Below are 15,371 nucleotides of genomic sequence, written 5' to 3'. Positions count from 1 at the left end.
TGGGTGGTGCCCGAGGCTCAGCTCGCGCCCCACAGCCGCGCGTAGGTCTCACGGAACGAGCCGTCGGTGAACCACGCCCCGTTCTTGAACTCCTCGACACTGCTGCCGTTCACGGAGTCGATGTTGCTCTCGTTGAAGACGCGCCGCGGGATGGTGTACGCGGACTCCTCGGGAACCTCCGCTCCCGACATCATGCGCAGCAGGCGGTCGGTGTTGTTCCACGCCACGAGCGCCGGGTCGACCGCCACGTCCGCCAGCTGCCTGCCGCTCGCCAGCCGCTGCATCGCCGTGACGTCCGATCCGTACCCGACGAGCTTCAGCCTGTCCGCCCGGCCGGAGAGCTGCATGCCCTGGATGACGAGCGGGCTGGCCGGCTGGTCGTAGCTCGCGTACACGTAGTCGATGCTCGGATCCGCGTTGAGCGCGACGCTCACGGTGGTCGGGATCTTCTGGACCGCGGAGGACTCCCAGGCGGCCGTGGTGACCTTGCAGCCGGGACACTGGGTCTTGAACTCGTCCAGGACCGCGTCGGACGACCTCTTCGTCGTACTGGTCGACGTCGTGTTCACGAACAGGACGTTCGCGTCGCCGCCGGAGTCGGCGATGATCGCGTCCGCCATCAGCCGGCCGCCCACGTCCTGTCCGTTGTTGGTGGTGACGACGCGCTCCTCCCAGTCCGCGGGCACCGGGTCCGAGACGTCGGACGCGACGACCGGGATGTCCGCCCGGACGGCCGCGGCGTAGGCGTTGCGGGCCAGGGCGAAGGGGACCGAGTCCGTGATGATGCCGGCCGAGCGGGCCGCGACGGCCTGGTTGATGCACTGCGTCGCCACCGTGGGCTGCGCCTGGGCGTCGCAGACCTGGACCCTCATGCCCAGCGGCCTGGCGGCCGCGGTGATCTGCTCCAGTTCCGCCTGGAAGTACGTCGCCTTCAGGGTGATGGGGACGTAGGCGATGGTGCGGCCCCTGAACCTCTCGAGGCCGGAGATCTGCTCACCCGGCGCCTCGATCTCGGTCAGGGCGTCCAGGTGCTCCTCGATCCGGGTCTTGGCGTGTTCGACGCCCGCGCCGCTCGCCTGGCCGCGCGCCGGCTCGTCGGCCGCTCCGGACTCGCTGCAGGCGCTCAGACCGGCGGCCGTGACGGCGGCGACGGCGATCAGTGCCCACTTCGAAAGGCCCTGCGGGCGACCCGTCTTCGACGGGCGTGATGTCTCGTTCATTTTCGGTTCCCTCGCAGACGCGGGACGGGGTGACCGCCACCCACGCGGTGGCAGCCGGCCGTGGTGGTCAGGACTGACGCCGATCACGGCGGAACAGCGTGGACAGGACGATGGCGATGATGAGCGCCGACCCGTAGAAGACATCGCTGATCCAGCCGGCGAAGCCCAGGAGCTGGAGCCCGACGATGCCGGTCGCCAGGAAGTAGATGGCGATCATGCTGCCGGCGGGGTTGAACCGGCCCGGCTGGATGACGGCCGTGCCGAGGAACGTCGCCGAGAGCGCGGGCAGGAGGTAGGTGGACGCGCTCGCCGGGTCGAACCCGCCGACGGTTCCGACGAGCAGCACGCCGCCGACACCGCAGAGGAACGACGACGAGAGGTAGGCGCCGACGCGGATCCGGTTGACCCGCACCATGGCGAGCCGGGCGACGGAACGGTTGGAGCCGACGAAGAGCATGTGCCGGCCGAGCGGCGTGGACGTCATGACGTAGGTGAAGACGGCGGCCAGGGCCAGTCCGTAGTAGAAGCTGATCGGGAGCCCGAGGATGTTGGTCGCGGCCACGTCGTAGAGCGCCGGGCTGTCGAGGAAGACGCTGCCTCCGTTGGAGATCCTGGAGGAGACACCCGTGAGGAGGGTGGCCACGCCCAGCGTCGTCACGATGGGGTTGATTCCGATCTTGATGATGAGCAGGGCGTTGAAGGCTCCCACGCCCACCGCGACCGCCACGGCCACGAGGGCCGCCAGCCAGACGTTGAGGCCCTGCTCGCTGACGAGTACGGCGACCATGGTCGCGGACAGTCCGGCGACCGCCGCCACCGAGAAGTCGAACTCCCCGACCGAGAAGGCGCACAGGGCTCCGAGGGCGATGAACACCAGGGCCTGCTGCGAGCCGAAGATCGTCTGAAGGGTGCCGACCGTGAGGAACTGGTCGGGGCTGAGGGAACCGAAAACGATGAACAGCGCGATCCAGACGACGATCAGGCTGCCCCGGCGTGCCAGGTCTCCGGCGACCTTCTTGCCGTGGCTCGGACCGGTGGGGCCGGGCGCCTTCCCGGTTTCGGGCTCGGCGGCCGTCGGCCGCTTGTCCATGGTGGTCGTCACGCTTTCGTTGGGTGTCATGGCTGTGTCTCCTTCGTGGTGCACCGCCGACCGGCGTCGTCGGTCAGGCATAGGTGGCCTTGGTGATCGCTTCGGCGCTGACGTCGTCGGCGAGTTCGAGGTGGCCCTGGCCGGGGCGCAGGACGATCACGCGGTCGCACACGGCGGCCAGGTCCTGCACCTCGATCGAGCAGATCACCACGGCCCTGCCCTCGTTGGCCGCGGCTCGCAGGGCCCGCAGGATGTCCAGGCGGGCGCCGACGTCGACGGCCTGCGTCGGCTCGCACGCCACCAGCACCTGCGGCGAGTTCAGCAGCCACTTGGAGAGCAGGATCTTCTGCTGGTTGCCGCCGCTGAAGGAGGCGACCGGGGAGTTCGGCAGCGCCGGGGTGATACCGAAGGTGGCGACCGCCTTCTCGAATTCCTCGTGCTGCCAGCCACGGCCGAGGAAGAGGCGGCCGCGCCGGGTCACCCGGGGCAGGGTCACGTTCGCCACCGCGCTCACGTCGGCCGCCAGGCCGTCCTGCATGCGGTGCTGGGGGATGACGGCCAGGCCCGCCTCGTGCAGGGCGCCGCGGTCGCGCACCGGCAGGGTGAACTCGCGGTCGCCCACCTTCAGCCGGCCGCCGCAGTTCTGGCTCATCCCGCCGAGGATCGCCTCGACCTCCTCCAGGCCGCAGTCGCCGGCACCGGTGATGCCGATGACCTCGCCGCCGTGGATGCGCAGGTCGAGCTCGCTCAGCGTCGCGCCGGCGAGTCCGGAGGCCTCCAGGGCGATCTCCGGCTGGTAACTGTCGGGGTCGATCTCCGCGCCGATGCGGCCGCTCGCCAGCTCACGTCCGAGGATCAGCCGGCTCAGCTCGGCCTCGGTGAGGTCCGCCACCGCGGCGCCCTCGGCGGCCATCTTCCCGTCCCGGAGAACCGTCACCCGGTCCGCCAGGCTCATCACCTCGTCGAGGCGGTGGCTGACGATGAGGATGCCGGTGCCGGAGCGGGCGATGGCCCGCAGGATCTCGTAGAACTCGGGCAGGGTCTCGCGCGGCAGTGACTGCGTCGACTCGTCGAAGACGATGCAGCCGGTGCCCGGGCGGCGGCCCTGCACGGCCCGGGCGATCGCGACGACGGCGCGCTGCCCGGCCGGCAGCGAGCCCAGCCGGGCGTCCAGCGGGATGGACGCGTTGAGCCGGGCGAACGTCTCCTCGGCCAGGCGGCGCTCCTGCGCCCAGTCGATCCGGCGCGAGACCCGGCCGGGCCGGTACTGGCCGACGCGGACGTTCTCCACCACGGTCAGGTCGTCGACCAGACCGAGGTCCTGGTGGACGAAGGCGAGGCTGTGCTCGCGCAGGGCGGCCGGCTGTACGGGGCTGGACAGGACCTGGCCTCCCACCCGGATCTGCCCCGCGTCGGCGGTGTGGACCCCGGAGAGGATCTTGATCAGGGTCGACTTGCCCGACCCGTTCTGGCCCACCAGGGCATGGATCTCGCCGGGCTCGACGGTCAGGTCGACCTCGCTGAGGACGGTCGCCCGCCCGAAGCGCTTGGTCAGTCCCCTGATCTCCACCGCCTCGCGGCCGTGCGAGTCGCTCGGCGGTGTTCCCGGCTCGGCCGTCCCGCGGCCGGGTGCGTCTGTACTCCGCATCAGTTCTCCTGCCTGACGTGACCGGTGCCACCCCAGAAGTGATAGCGATATATGTGATATCAGTTAGGGCCGTAGAGGACCCCGCGGAAGGTTCACGTTGAGGCGGCGGGCCTCAGAGCATCGGGGTGATGTTCCCGTCCTTCGCGAGCAAGGCCGTGCCGTACATCTCCAGGCTCACCCCGGGGACGATGTAGGCGTGCCGAGCCGCCACCGCCGAGTCGCGCCAGTGCCGTTGGATGACGTTGTTCTCGGCGAAGCCGGCCGCGCCGTGGGCGAACAGGAGCAGGTCGATGGCCTTGGTGACGTTCTCGACCACCCAGCCGGCGTCGGCCCGCGCGCGGGCGCGCATCAGGTCGTCGGGGAAGGTGCCCTCTCGTGCGGCCCGGTCGATCGCGTCGACGGCGCGGTACGCGTGCAGGTGGGCCGTGTCGATCAGCATCGCGGCCTCCGCGATCTGGTGCCGGAAGACCGGCGACTCCGCCTGCGTCGCGTAGAAGGTGAAGGTGAGCGGCTTCGCGGCGGCCTTCTCCTGCACCAGTTCCAGCACCTTGCGCCCCATGCCGAGCTGCGGGGCGGCGATGCCCAGGGCCAGGACCGGCGTGAAGGCGCTGCGGTAGAGCACCTCGTCGGTGTGCTCGGTGGCGACCTCGCCCTGCCAGGCCTTCGGCGCGGAGATGATGCGGTGGTCGGGGACGAACACGTCCTTGGCGATGAGGCAGTTCGAGCCCGAGGACTTCATCCCGGCCACGAACCAGGTCTCCTGGAAGTCGAGGTCGGTCCTCGGGATGAGGGCGATGCCGTGGTCGATCACCTCGCCGGCCTCGTCGACGACGGGCATGCCCAGCACCGCCCAGTCGGAGTGCCAGGAACCGGAGTTGTAGAACCAGCGCCCGTTGACCTTGAACCCGCCGTCGACCTTCACCGACTCCGAACTCGGGGTCACGACACCGGAGACCTTGGCGTCGGGGTTGGTCTTCCAGACGTCGTCCTGGGCCTGCTCCGGGAAGAGCCCGACCATCCAGGCGCACTGATTGCAGAGGGTGACCACCCACGCGGTCCCTCCGTCCGCCTCGGCGACGGCCGCGGAGACCTCGATCTGCGTGCGTACCGACATCTCGTAACCGCCGTAGCGCCTGGGCTGGGCGATCTTGAAGATACCGGCCTCGGTGAGGGCCTGGATGCTCTCCTCCACGACGCGGCGGTCCTGCTCCCCTCGCGCCGCGTTCTTCTCCAGCAGGGGGTGGAGTCCCCTGACCCGGGCCACCATCTCCTCGGTGCTGGGCTCGCCGTCCGTGATCGGCGCTTCGGTGGTTGCGGATGCCATGGTGCGTTCCTTCTCGTGTCAGGGGACGTCAGCGGGCCAGCGCGGCGATGGAGTCGATGATCGCGGGGCGGCGGCGCTCGTCGTAGTGGGAGTGGGTGCCGAAGGTGCGGTACGCGTAGACGAGCGGCGGCAGCTCCGCCCGGCTCGCGCCGACGACGTGCCCCAGCAGGAGCAGGTGGTCGCCGCCCTCGACGGCCTCGTGCAGGTCGCATTCGAGCCAGCCGGCGGCGCCGTCGAGCCGGGGCAGGCCGTCGTCCAGGTGCCAGCCGATCTGTGCGAAGCGGTCCACGTTCCGCGTGGCGAACAGGACCGCGAGGTCGGCCTGGGCGTGGCCGAGCAGGTTCACGCCGAACCGCCGCTCGGCCAGGATCTGCTCCAGGACCCGCGATCCGCGGTCGAAGGCCACGGTCACCAGCGGCGGGTCCAACGACAGCGAGGCGAAGGAGCTCACCGTCGCGCCGGACGGGGTGCCGTCGCTCATCGTGGTGACCACGGTGACCGGCGCGCAGACGCCCGCCATCATGTCCCGGAAGGTCTGCGGCGCTACGCTCCGCCTCTCGGTCCTCATCGTGTGTTCCTTTCGTCGGGCCGGCCGTGTCCGCGTCCCGCCGGGGCGGGGACCGGTGTCACTTCAGCCCCTCGATCTCACGCAGACCGACGGTGTCGATCATCTGGGCGAGCGCCCTCAGGGCGTCCTCCCCCGGTTCGAGGTACGGCTTGCGGGCATGCCCGCCGGGCAGTCCCAGGAGGCGCAGCATCGCCTTGTAGGTGACGACCCTCGGAACCGAGAACTCGGCGGAGAACCGGGAGATCCCGCTCCACAGCCGGGTCACGGTGCGGTAGGTCTCCTGCGCCTCGGCGAGGTCCTCGCGGTGCAGCGCGTCATGGAGGCGGCGGCACAGCCGGGGGGCCACGTTCTGCAGGTTGTCCAGTTCGCCGGTGGCTCCGGCGGCGAAGGAGAACATCAGCCGCTGCGTCATCGTCAGCACCGTCGTGAGCGGCGCGAACCGCATCACGAACTCGGCCACGTTGTGCTGGTCCGGGTGGTGCTTGAAAACCCCGATGACCTGCGGGTAGTCGGTGACCAGACGTTCGAGGACGGGTGCCGGCACCTCGAAGCCGGTCATGAAGTTGCTGGACAGCACGACGGGTGCGTCGACCGCCGAGAGCACCTCGTCGTAGAACCACTGGAGCATCGGGACGCTCGGCACGAACGAGTGGCCGAGGGTCGGCGGGTAGAGCTGCACCGCGTCGGCGCCCCGGTCCAGCGCCTCGGCGGCGAAGCGGATGTTCTGGGCCGCGGTCGGGAACTCACGGTTGCCGGCGACCACCGGGGCGCGGCCCGCGGCCTCCTCGGCCGCGACCTGCACCACCCGGAGGATCTCCTCGTCGGTCATCTGCGATCCCTCGCCCGTGGCGGGGCTGGCCGGCCAGAAGCCGACGTTCTCGCGGAGCATCCACTGCACGTGCTCGCGGAGGGCGCCCTCGTCGAGGTCGCCGTTCCGGGCGAACGGGGTCAGTCCCATGACATAGGAACCGGCCGGGAGGGCCGTCGGTGAGACGGCCCGTCGGTCTCGCATCATCCGTTCGGTGCCTTCAGCTTCCGTCGCCCATGAGCACGGTCATCGGGTCGGGCAGGTCCGACTTGAGCGCCCAGGCGCGGTCGGAGAGCTCCTCGACCGTGGCGCCGTCGCGCCGGGCCTGGAGCAGCGCCTCCGGGTCGAAGGCGGGTCCGACGGAGTCGGCCGCGTACTCGGGGCCCTTCATGTAGGCGGTGGCGTCGTCCGGCTTCTCGTACCGGTCGATCTGCATCTCCACGAAGTTCCCGTCGGGGTCGCGGTAGTACATCGAGGTGGTGACACCGTGCGCGATGCACACGGCGGGCTGGACGCCCTTGTCGCGCAGCAGGACGTACCGGTCGAGCAGGTCGTCGATGGAGTCGAACGTGTACGCGACGTGGTGCATCGCGGCCGTGTCCGGGGTCCTGCGCTTGAGCGATACGGGCGGGTGGATGAGCGCCACCCGGTGGTGTTCCTCGTCGAACGTGATGAACGAGAGGGCCTCGTCCTGGTAGACGACATGACCGTCGAGGACGGTGCAGTACCAGTCCCGCATCTCCTGCGGCTTGGCGGTCTGGAACACGACGTGGGCGAACTTGGGGCTCGCGGACATGCGATCTCTCCCTGGACTCTGACGTCGGACGCGCCGCGAACGGCGGTGACGGAGCTCTGGTGCTTCGAGAGCCTCTGATGCGCACCACCGTAGCGGTGATATGTGATAACAGAAACCCTCTGAAGCGAGTTCTTTTACCGGACGGGGGTTTCGGGCCCGTTGACGACGGTGGTCGATCGGGTGTCGGCGCCACGGCCCCGCGGCTCGCGGGCGGCCTCGCGCCCGGCTCTCGGCGCCTCGCACGTTACGCCGAGGTGTCGTCGGCGCCCAACCCGGGTCCGGAGACGGGCGCACACGAAAACGGCGGCACCGCTCCAGAGGAGTGTGCCGCCGGGACCGGCGAAAGGGAAGGGTTCAGTCGGCGACGACCGCTATGCCCTGCTGGGCGATCTGCTCGTTCACGTCCAAGTGGTGCAGGACCGCCTGAGCGGCCCGGCCGGGATCCCGCTCCGCGACCGCGGCGAGGAGCACGGCGTGCGCGGCCTCCCGTCTGCGGGGTTCGTCGGGGTCGCTGTCCCGGCTGCCGAAGGCGAGCCGGACATAGCGCTCGGCCGCGTGCCAGAGCATGCCCAGGATGCGCAGGTCCCACTCGGTGGCGGCGGGGCGCAGCAGATCGAGGTGGAACTCGTGATGGGCCTCGTAGATCTCGTCGAGGCCGAGCCGCTCGTCACCGAAGATGGTCAGGTGCGAGGCGAGCCGGGCGTGATCACTGTCGGTCAGCAGCAGGCAGGCCCGCCCGACCAGCTCGGGCTCGATCCTCCGGCGGAGCCGGTAGACGGCGCTCAGGTCGTCGTGGCTGAGCGGGGCGACGACGGCGCTCTTCCCGCGCGCCGTGATGACGAGCCCCTGGCCCTCCAGATGGCGCAGCGCCTCCCGGACGGGAATGATGCTGACGCCCAGCCGGCCGGCCATCTCCCGCAGGGAGAACTCCTGGCCGGGACGGAGGTCGGCGGCGAGGATGGACCGGCGGATCTCCTTCGTTACCTGCTCGACCACCGACAGCGGCTGCACGCGCCGTACACCGGTCGTGCTCACTCCAGCCACGATGGCCCTCCTTCAGGGCAGCGTTCACAAGCCTCGCCGGTTCGCCATGTTATCAGGGATATCAACGCTCTGCCCCCCTGTCCACCCCGGCGGCGGTCCGGCGCAGCAGCGGGGCGATGCGGTAGTCGACGAGCTGCCGCATCACCAGCGCGGTGTTGGTGCGCTCGACGCCGGGATGGTCCAGGATCTGGCCCGCGATGCGGTACAGGTGCTCGGCGTCGGTGGCCACGACGTGCACCAGCAGGTCGCTGTCCCCCGTCAGCCCGTGCACCTGGAGCACCTCGGGGATGGCGGCGAGCGCGGCGGCGACCTCGTCCAGCCGCCGCTGGACGACCTGCGTGGTCACGAAGGCCGTCAGGGGATAGCCGAGCGCGGCGGGGCTGACCCGGCGCTCGAACGGCCCCACGGCCCGGGTGCGTTCCAGCGCGGTCAGCCGGGTCTGGACGGTGTTGCGGCTGAGCCCGGTCTGCTCGGCGAGCGCGACGGCCGTGGCCCGGGGGTGCGCGGCGAGCGCGAGCAGCAGCCGGGCGTCCGTGGAGTCGATCCGCGCTGGGTTGGTCACGATGCGCACCTTCTCGGGGAGTGGGGAGGGGATTTTGAGCATCCTGCACTGTTATCACGCAAAGCCTTGCGCACATTCTTGCCAGGTGGTGTGCTCCCCTGCAACGACTGCTCGCACGGTGACCCGACCGCGGCCGCAACCCGGCCTCCGCACCCGGCCGGAGCAGTTCCCTCCGTGCCGTGCCCGGCGCCTTTCCCCATTCGCTTCCCGACCATGCGGCTCGCTGCCGTGAGCGCAGGTCTAGAGGAGGTCCGTTTCCATGACCACTGCCCCAGTCCGCACCGCCTCGTCCCGGACCACCGACGACGGCTCCTCAGGCCTCCACGGCTCCTTCGAGGTGCTGCGCGAGGTCGAGGACCGTGTGCTGTGGCTGTCCAGCGCCATCGTGCACCACGCCAACCGGGTGCGTCCCAATCCCAGCGGCCTCAAGGTCGGAGGCCACCAGGCCTCCTGCGCCTCGATGGTGTCGATCATGACCACGCTGTGGTTCCGCCACCTGCGCCCCCAGGACCGGGTGTCCGTCAAGCCGCACGCGTCACCGGTCCTGCACGCCATCAACTACCTCCAGGGCAACCTGGACCCCGCCTACCTGCCGACCCTGCGCGAGTGGGGCGGGCTGCAGAGCTACCCGAGCCGCTCCAAGGACCCGGACCCGGTCGACTACTCCACCGGCTCGGTCGGCATCGGCGCCACCGCCACCATCTGGGGCGCCATCGCCCGGCGCTACGCCTGCGACGACCCCGGCACCGCGGCGGGGCGGCAGTACGCGCTGGTCGGCGACGCCGAGCTGGACGAGGGCGCGATCTGGGAAGCCGTCCTGGACCCGCAGGTCGCCGAGTTGGGCGAGCTGGTCTGGATCGTCGACCTCAACCGGCAGTCCCTGGACCGTGTCGTGCCGGACATCGCCGCGGACCGGCTGCAGGGCATGTTCGCCTCGGCCGGCTGGCAGGTGCTCACCCTGAAGTACGGCAGCCTGTTGGAGGAGCTGTTCGCCCGCCCCGGCGGCGCGGAGCTGCGCCGGCGTCTCGACGCGATGCCCAACCCGGAGTACCAGCGGCTGCTGCGCTGCCCGGCCGACGAACTGCGCCGGCGCCTGCCCGGCGACGGCTCCGACGCCGCGCCGATCGCCGCGCTCCTGGAGCAGCTGGACGACGCCACGCTGGGGCGGGCCCTGAGCAACCTGGGGGGCCACGACCTGGCCGCGCTGGACGACGCGTTCACCTCCGTCGACGACCACCGCCCCACCGTGATCTTCGCCTACACGGTCAAGGGGTACGGCCTGCCCACCCAGGGCCACCCGCAGAACCACTCCTCGCTGCTGACCGAGGCCCAGATCGAGGAACTGGCCGCCCGGATCGGCGCCGACCCCGACAGCCCGTGGGACGCCTTCCCCACGGCCTCCCCGGCCGGACGCCTGTGCGCCGAGGCCGGGGCGCGGCTGCACCGGGACCCGGCCGGCAGCACCCCGCCTCCGGCGGTGCCCACCGACATCGGCCGCACTCCCACCGGCACCGCGACCACGCAGGCCGCCCTCGGCCGGGTCCTGCTCGACCTGACCCGCGCCGCTCCGGAGACCGCCCGCCAGATCGTCACGGTCAGCCCCGACGTCAGCTCCAGCACCAACCTCGGCGGCTGGGTCAACAAGGTCGGCGTCTGGGCTCCGACCGAGCGGGTCAACTGGTTCCACGACGACGCCGAGACCCTGCTGCACTGGCGGGAGAAGCCGACCGGCCAGCACATCGAACTCGGCATCGCCGAGACCAACCTCGTCGGACTGCTCGGCGAGCTCGGCGCCACCTGGAGCCGCTGGGGCCGGCCGCTGCTGCCCATCGGCGTGCTCTACGACCCCTTCGTGCAACGCGCCCTGGAGCCGTGGTCCTTCGGCATCTACGCCGGCGGCCAGTCCATCCTGGTCGGCACCCCCTCCGGCGTCACCCTGGCGCCCGAGGGCGGGGCCCACCAGTCCATCACCACCCCGTCCCTCGGCATCGAGCAGCCCGGCTGCACCACCTGGGAGCCGGCCTTCGCCCTGGACACCGAGTGGACCCTGCTGGCCGCGCTGGCCCGGCTGGGCAGGCCGGACGGCGGCTCCGCCTACCTGCGGCTGTCCACCCGCCCGGTCGACCAGAGCCTGGCCCAGGTGCCCGCGGACCCGGCGGCCCGCGAACGCCGCCGCCGCCAGGTCGTCGCCGGTGCCTACCCGTTGCGCCGGGCCGAGCACCCCCAGGTGACCATCGCCGCCATGGGCGCCATGGTCACCGAGGCGCTCACGGCCGCCGACCGCCTCCAGCAGCAGGGCATCGCGGCGGACGTCGTCTGCGTCACCAGCCCCGGCCTGCTCTTCCAGGCCCTCGACGCCCGCTCCGGGCACGGCCACGCCGACACCTGGATCCTGGACCAGGCGTTCCCGGCCGCGCGCGCCACCCCGCTGGTCACCGTCCTGGACGGCCACCCGCACACCCTGGCCTTCCTCGCGAACATCCACCAGGTCCCGCTGAGCACGCTGGGCGTGACGCGGTTCGGCCAGTCCGGCTCGCTGGAGGACGTCTACCGCCACCACGGCATCGACGCCGACAGCATCGTCCGCGCCGCCCTCGACCTGACGGACTGACGGACTCCCGCCCCGCGGCGGGCTCCCGGCACCCCGAGACGAAACGTACGGAACGTACGAAAGGAACAGCTCCCCATGAAAGCTCTGAGCGGCGTGGAACGCGTCTGGTCCGGCGCCCGGGCACCGCAGCAGCGGAAGGAGCCGCCGCACCAGCCGTCGTCCCGCCATCTGGCGCCGGGCGGCAGGATCGGCCTGGTCATCCCCGCCGCGCACCGCGACGCGGACGACACCGGACAGCAGTCCGCCGAGGGCTCCGGTGAGCAGCCCGCCGGCCGCGCCGGACGGCACTCCGCCGGCGGACTCGGACAGAACTCCACCACCGGCGGCTCCGGACAGCGCTCCGGCGCCGGCACTCCGCCGGCGGCTCCGGTCCGGACCCACGCGGGCGACGGCACGCCGTGACGCCCCGACGCACACATCGCCTGGACGAGAAGGATCGTATGGACAAGGCATGCGCGTCCGCCGCCGAAGCGGTGGCGGACATCCCGGACGGAGCGTCCGTGGCGGTGGGCGGCTTCGGCCTCTGCGGCGTTCCCACCACGCTGATCGGAGCCCTCCACGACCAGGGCGCCGGCGGGTTGCGGGTGGTGTCGAACAACTGCGGCACCGACGGCCAGGGGCTCGGCGTCCTGCTCGACGCCGACCGCATCGCCCGTATCACCGGCTCCTACGTGGGCGAGAACAAGGAGTTCGCCCGCAGGTACCTGTCCGGCGAACTGGAGGTCGAGCTGGTCCCCCAGGGCACGCTGGCCGAACGGCTGCGGGCCGGCGGCAGCGGGATCCCCGCCTTCTACACGCCCGCCGGGGTGGGCACCGCCGTCGCCGACGGCGGCATCCCGTGGCGCCACCGCCCCGACGGCAGTGTCGCCGTGGCCTCCCCCGTCAAGGAGATACGGGCCTTCGACGGCCGGCAGTACGTGCTGGAAGAGGGCATCACCTGCGACTTCGCCCTGGTACGCGCCGCTCGCGGGGACCGGTACGGCAACCTCGTCTTCCACAAGTCGGCCCGCAACTTCAACCCGCTGGTCGCGATGGCCGGCCGGATCACCGTCGCCGAGGTCGAGGAGCTGGTCGAACCCGGCCGGCTCGACCCCGACGAGATCCACCTGCCGGGCGTCTTCGTCCAGCGCGTCGTCCTGCTCACCGCGGAACAGGCGGCGGTCAAACCCATCGAACGGCGCACGGTCGCCGAACCCCCAACCGGCGAGGCGGTCGAATCCTGATGCCCTGGACCCGCGCACAGATGGCCGCCCGCGCGGCGGCGGAACTCGAGGACGGCTCGTACGTCAACCTCGGTATCGGCCTGCCGACCCTGATCCCCGATCACCTGCCCCCGGACGTGCACGTGGTCCTGCACTCCGAGAACGGCATCCTGGCCACCGGCCCCTATCCGGCGGAGCACGAGGTCGACCCGGACCTGATCAACGCGGGCAAGGAGACCGTCACCGTCCTGCCCGGCGCCTCGTTCTTCGACTCCGCGCTGTCGTTCGGCATGATCCGGGGCGGCCACCTCGACACGGCCGTGCTGGGCGCCATGCAGGTCTCCGCCTTCGGCGACCTGGCCAACTGGATGATCCCCGGCAAGATGGTCAAGGGCATGGGCGGCGCCATGGACCTGGTCCACGGCGCCCGGCGCGTCATCGTGCTCACGGAGCACACCGCCAAGGACGGCACGCCGAAGATCGTCGGCGAGTGCACCCTGCCGCTCACCGGCCGTGCCTGTGTGGACCGGATCGTCACCGACCTCGGCGTCCTCGACGTCACCGAGCACGGCCTGGTGCTGGTCGAGACGGCTCCCGGCGTCTCCCCCGCCGACCTCGCCGCCCGGACCGGCGCCCCCGTCGACACCCGCCACCTCACACACACCGGCTGAACAGCGCCACGCGCCGCACACCCTCGGCGGCCGCCCCTCCGCGCGGGACACATTCCCGGGTGCCCCGCGCGGATCGCGTCCGCCCGGGGGCCGCACGCCACCGGCCCCCGGGCAGACGTACCACCGCACGCACAGCAAGGAGTCATACGACATGCCGGCCTCCGTCACCCTGCCCCCGCTCGGCGAGAGCGTCACCGAAGGCACCGTCACCCGCTGGCTGAAGGCCGAGGGCGAGCACGTCGAAGCCGACGAACCCCTGCTGGAGGTGTCGACCGACAAGGTCGACACCGAGATACCGGCCCCCGTCTCGGGAGTCCTGCTGTCGATCGCGGTGGCCGAGGACGAGACCGCCGAGGTCGGCGCCCTGCTGGGGCTCATCGCCGAACCGGGCGAGGCCACCGCCGCGCCGGCCCCTGCCGCACAGACACCCACCACACCGGCACCCTCCGCGCCTGCCCCCGCCGCGCAGACACCCAGTGCGCCTGCCCCCGCCGTACCGGCTCCCGCCGCGCCTGTCTCCACCGCACCAGCCCCTGCCCCGCCGGCCTCCGCCGCGCAGGAGGAGGAGGCGGCCGGCACCCCCGTCGTCCTGCCGACGCTCGGCGAGAGCGTGACCGAGGGGACCGTCACCCGCTGGCTCAAGAGCGTCGGTGACGCCGTGACGGCGGACGAGCCGCTGCTGGAGGTGTCCACCGACAAGGTGGACACCGAGATCCCCGCCCCGGTCACGGGCGTACTCCTGGACATTCTGGTCGGCGAGGACCAGGTCGCCGAGGTCGGTGCCCCGCTCGCCGTCATCGGCACAGCCGTTCCCGCCCCGGCCGCCGTCACCGCCGATCCCGCCGCCGTGACGTCCCAGGCCCCCGCGCTCACGCCCACCGCCCCGGCGCCGCCCGCCGCCCCGGTCCCGGCGCCGGCGCCCGTGCCGGCGCCTCGCCCCTCGTCCGCCACCTCCGACGCCTCGTCACCGCAGGGCCGGACCGTCAAGCTGAGCCGGATGCGCAAGGTCATCGCCGAGAACATGGTCCGGGCGCTGCAGAACTCGGCCCAGCTCACCACGGTCGTCGAGGTGGACGTCACGGCCCTCATGCGGCTGCGGGCCCGGGTCAAGGACGCGTTCGCCGCCCGGGAGGGCGTCAAGCTGTCCCCGATGCCGTTCTTCGTGAAGGCTGCCGTGGACACGCTCAAGGACCACCCCGTCCTCAACGCGAGCATCGACATGGAGGCGGGCACCATCACCTACCACGACGCCGAGCACATCGGCGTCGCGGTGGACACCGAGCGGGGCCTGATGGTCCCCGTGATCCACGACGCGGGCGCCCTCGGCGTCGCTCATCTCGCACGGCGCATCGCCGACCTCGCCGCCCGCAGCCGGGGGCAGCGGATCACGCCCGACGAGCTGTCCGGGGCCACCTTCACCGTCACCAACACCGGTTCCCGCGGCGCCCTGTTCGACACGCCGATCCTCACTCCGCCCCAGGTCGCCATCCTGGGCATCGGGGCGACCGTCAAGCGTCCCGTCATCCAGGAGAGCGCCGAACTGGGCACCACCGTGGCCGTGCGCGACATGGTCTACCTCGCGCTGTCGTACGACCACCGGCTGGTCGACGGCGCGGACGCCGCACGCTTCCTGACCGCGCTCAAGGACCGTCTCGAAGGAGCCGGTTCCGACGGTGAGTTCGCGGCGTAGACCGCACGGACCCACGAGCGCGGCCCGAGGTGCGGTGCCGCACAGGCGAAAGGAACCACACGTGTCCGCAGTCGCACCCGAGGGACGCAAGATGCTGCGCCTGGAGGTCCGCAACAGCCGGACCCCCATCGAGCGCA

The 15,371-nt window shown here is 71.5% G+C and carries 14 protein-coding genes; 5 read left to right on the top strand and 9 right to left on the bottom strand.

The features are described 5' to 3' along the window. Positions 1-17: 17 nt before the first annotated feature. The 9 genes from ACFF45_RS31095 to ACFF45_RS31055 all read right to left on the bottom strand — a co-directional run bounded on the left by ACFF45_RS31095 (position 18) and on the right by ACFF45_RS31055 (position 9,060). Positions 18-1,220 (bottom strand): sugar ABC transporter substrate-binding protein, encoded by a 1,203-nt coding sequence (locus tag ACFF45_RS31095; RefSeq protein ID WP_381350119.1) that lies wholly within the window; start codon positions 1,218-1,220, stop codon positions 18-20. A gap of 67 nt (positions 1,221-1,287) precedes the next feature. Further along, positions 1,288-2,340: an ABC transporter permease gene (locus ACFF45_RS31090; protein ID WP_381350117.1), complete on the bottom strand. Its 1,053-nt coding sequence runs from the start codon at positions 2,338-2,340 to the stop codon at positions 1,288-1,290. 43 nt (positions 2,341-2,383) lie between these two features. Then, the gene (locus ACFF45_RS31085; RefSeq protein WP_381350115.1) at positions 2,384-3,958 is read right to left on the bottom strand and encodes a sugar ABC transporter ATP-binding protein; all 1,575 of its coding nucleotides are present in this window, start codon (positions 3,956-3,958) and stop codon (positions 2,384-2,386) included. Positions 3,959-4,070: 112 nt separating this feature from the next. Then, positions 4,071-5,282: an acyl-CoA dehydrogenase family protein gene (locus tag ACFF45_RS31080; RefSeq protein WP_381350114.1), complete on the bottom strand. Its 1,212-nt coding sequence runs from the start codon at positions 5,280-5,282 to the stop codon at positions 4,071-4,073. 28 nt (positions 5,283-5,310) lie between these two features. Further along, entirely contained in the window at positions 5,311-5,850 is a 540-nt protein-coding gene (locus ACFF45_RS31075; RefSeq protein WP_381350113.1) for a flavin reductase family protein, read from the bottom strand. Positions 5,851-5,908: 58 nt separating this feature from the next. Continuing rightward, positions 5,909-6,808 (bottom strand): dihydrodipicolinate synthase family protein, encoded by a 900-nt coding sequence (locus ACFF45_RS31070; RefSeq protein ID WP_381350112.1) that lies wholly within the window; start codon positions 6,806-6,808, stop codon positions 5,909-5,911. 70 nt (positions 6,809-6,878) lie between these two features. Then, positions 6,879-7,454: a VOC family protein gene (locus ACFF45_RS31065; RefSeq protein ID WP_381350110.1), complete on the bottom strand. Its 576-nt coding sequence runs from the start codon at positions 7,452-7,454 to the stop codon at positions 6,879-6,881. A 354-nt stretch (positions 7,455-7,808) separates the two neighbouring features. Next, positions 7,809-8,489: a GntR family transcriptional regulator gene (locus ACFF45_RS31060; protein WP_381350108.1), complete on the bottom strand. Its 681-nt coding sequence runs from the start codon at positions 8,487-8,489 to the stop codon at positions 7,809-7,811. A 70-nt stretch (positions 8,490-8,559) separates the two neighbouring features. Further along, positions 8,560-9,060, bottom strand: a complete 501-nt coding sequence (locus tag ACFF45_RS31055) for an Lrp/AsnC family transcriptional regulator (protein WP_381350107.1) — start codon at positions 9,058-9,060, stop codon at positions 8,560-8,562. A 259-nt stretch (positions 9,061-9,319) separates the two neighbouring features. On the opposite strand from ACFF45_RS31055, the gene ACFF45_RS31050 reads away from it, so the two are divergent. From ACFF45_RS31050 to ACFF45_RS31030, 5 genes are all read left to right on the top strand, one after another. Further along, positions 9,320-11,671, top strand: coding sequence for a thiamine pyrophosphate-binding protein (locus tag ACFF45_RS31050; protein ID WP_381350106.1), 2,352 nt, complete (start codon positions 9,320-9,322; stop codon positions 11,669-11,671). A gap of 75 nt (positions 11,672-11,746) precedes the next feature. After that, a complete protein-coding gene (locus tag ACFF45_RS31045; protein WP_381350105.1) occupies positions 11,747-12,073 on the top strand; it encodes a hypothetical protein in 327 nt (108 codons plus the stop codon). 38 nt (positions 12,074-12,111) lie between these two features. Further along, positions 12,112-12,894 carry a CoA transferase subunit A gene (locus ACFF45_RS31040; protein WP_381350104.1) on the top strand — a complete coding sequence of 261 codons (783 nt, stop codon included), beginning with the start codon at positions 12,112-12,114 and terminating at the stop codon, positions 12,892-12,894. Beyond that, on the top strand, positions 12,894-13,544 hold the full coding sequence (locus ACFF45_RS31035; RefSeq protein ID WP_381350103.1) for a 3-oxoacid CoA-transferase subunit B: 651 nt from the start codon (positions 12,894-12,896) through the stop codon (positions 13,542-13,544). The genes ACFF45_RS31040 and ACFF45_RS31035 overlap by 1 nt, the downstream gene beginning before the upstream one ends. Before the next feature lie 151 nt (positions 13,545-13,695). After that, complete coding sequence (locus ACFF45_RS31030; RefSeq protein ID WP_381350101.1) at positions 13,696-15,234, top strand: 2-oxo acid dehydrogenase subunit E2; 1,539 nt, start codon at positions 13,696-13,698, stop codon at positions 15,232-15,234. Positions 15,235-15,371: the final 137 nt, after the last annotated feature.

Source organism: Streptomyces cinereospinus (genome assembly GCF_042430725.1).
GTDB lineage: Bacteria > Actinomycetota > Actinomycetes > Streptomycetales > Streptomycetaceae > Streptomyces > Streptomyces cinereospinus.
This window is presented reverse-complemented; position numbering and strand designations above follow the sequence as displayed.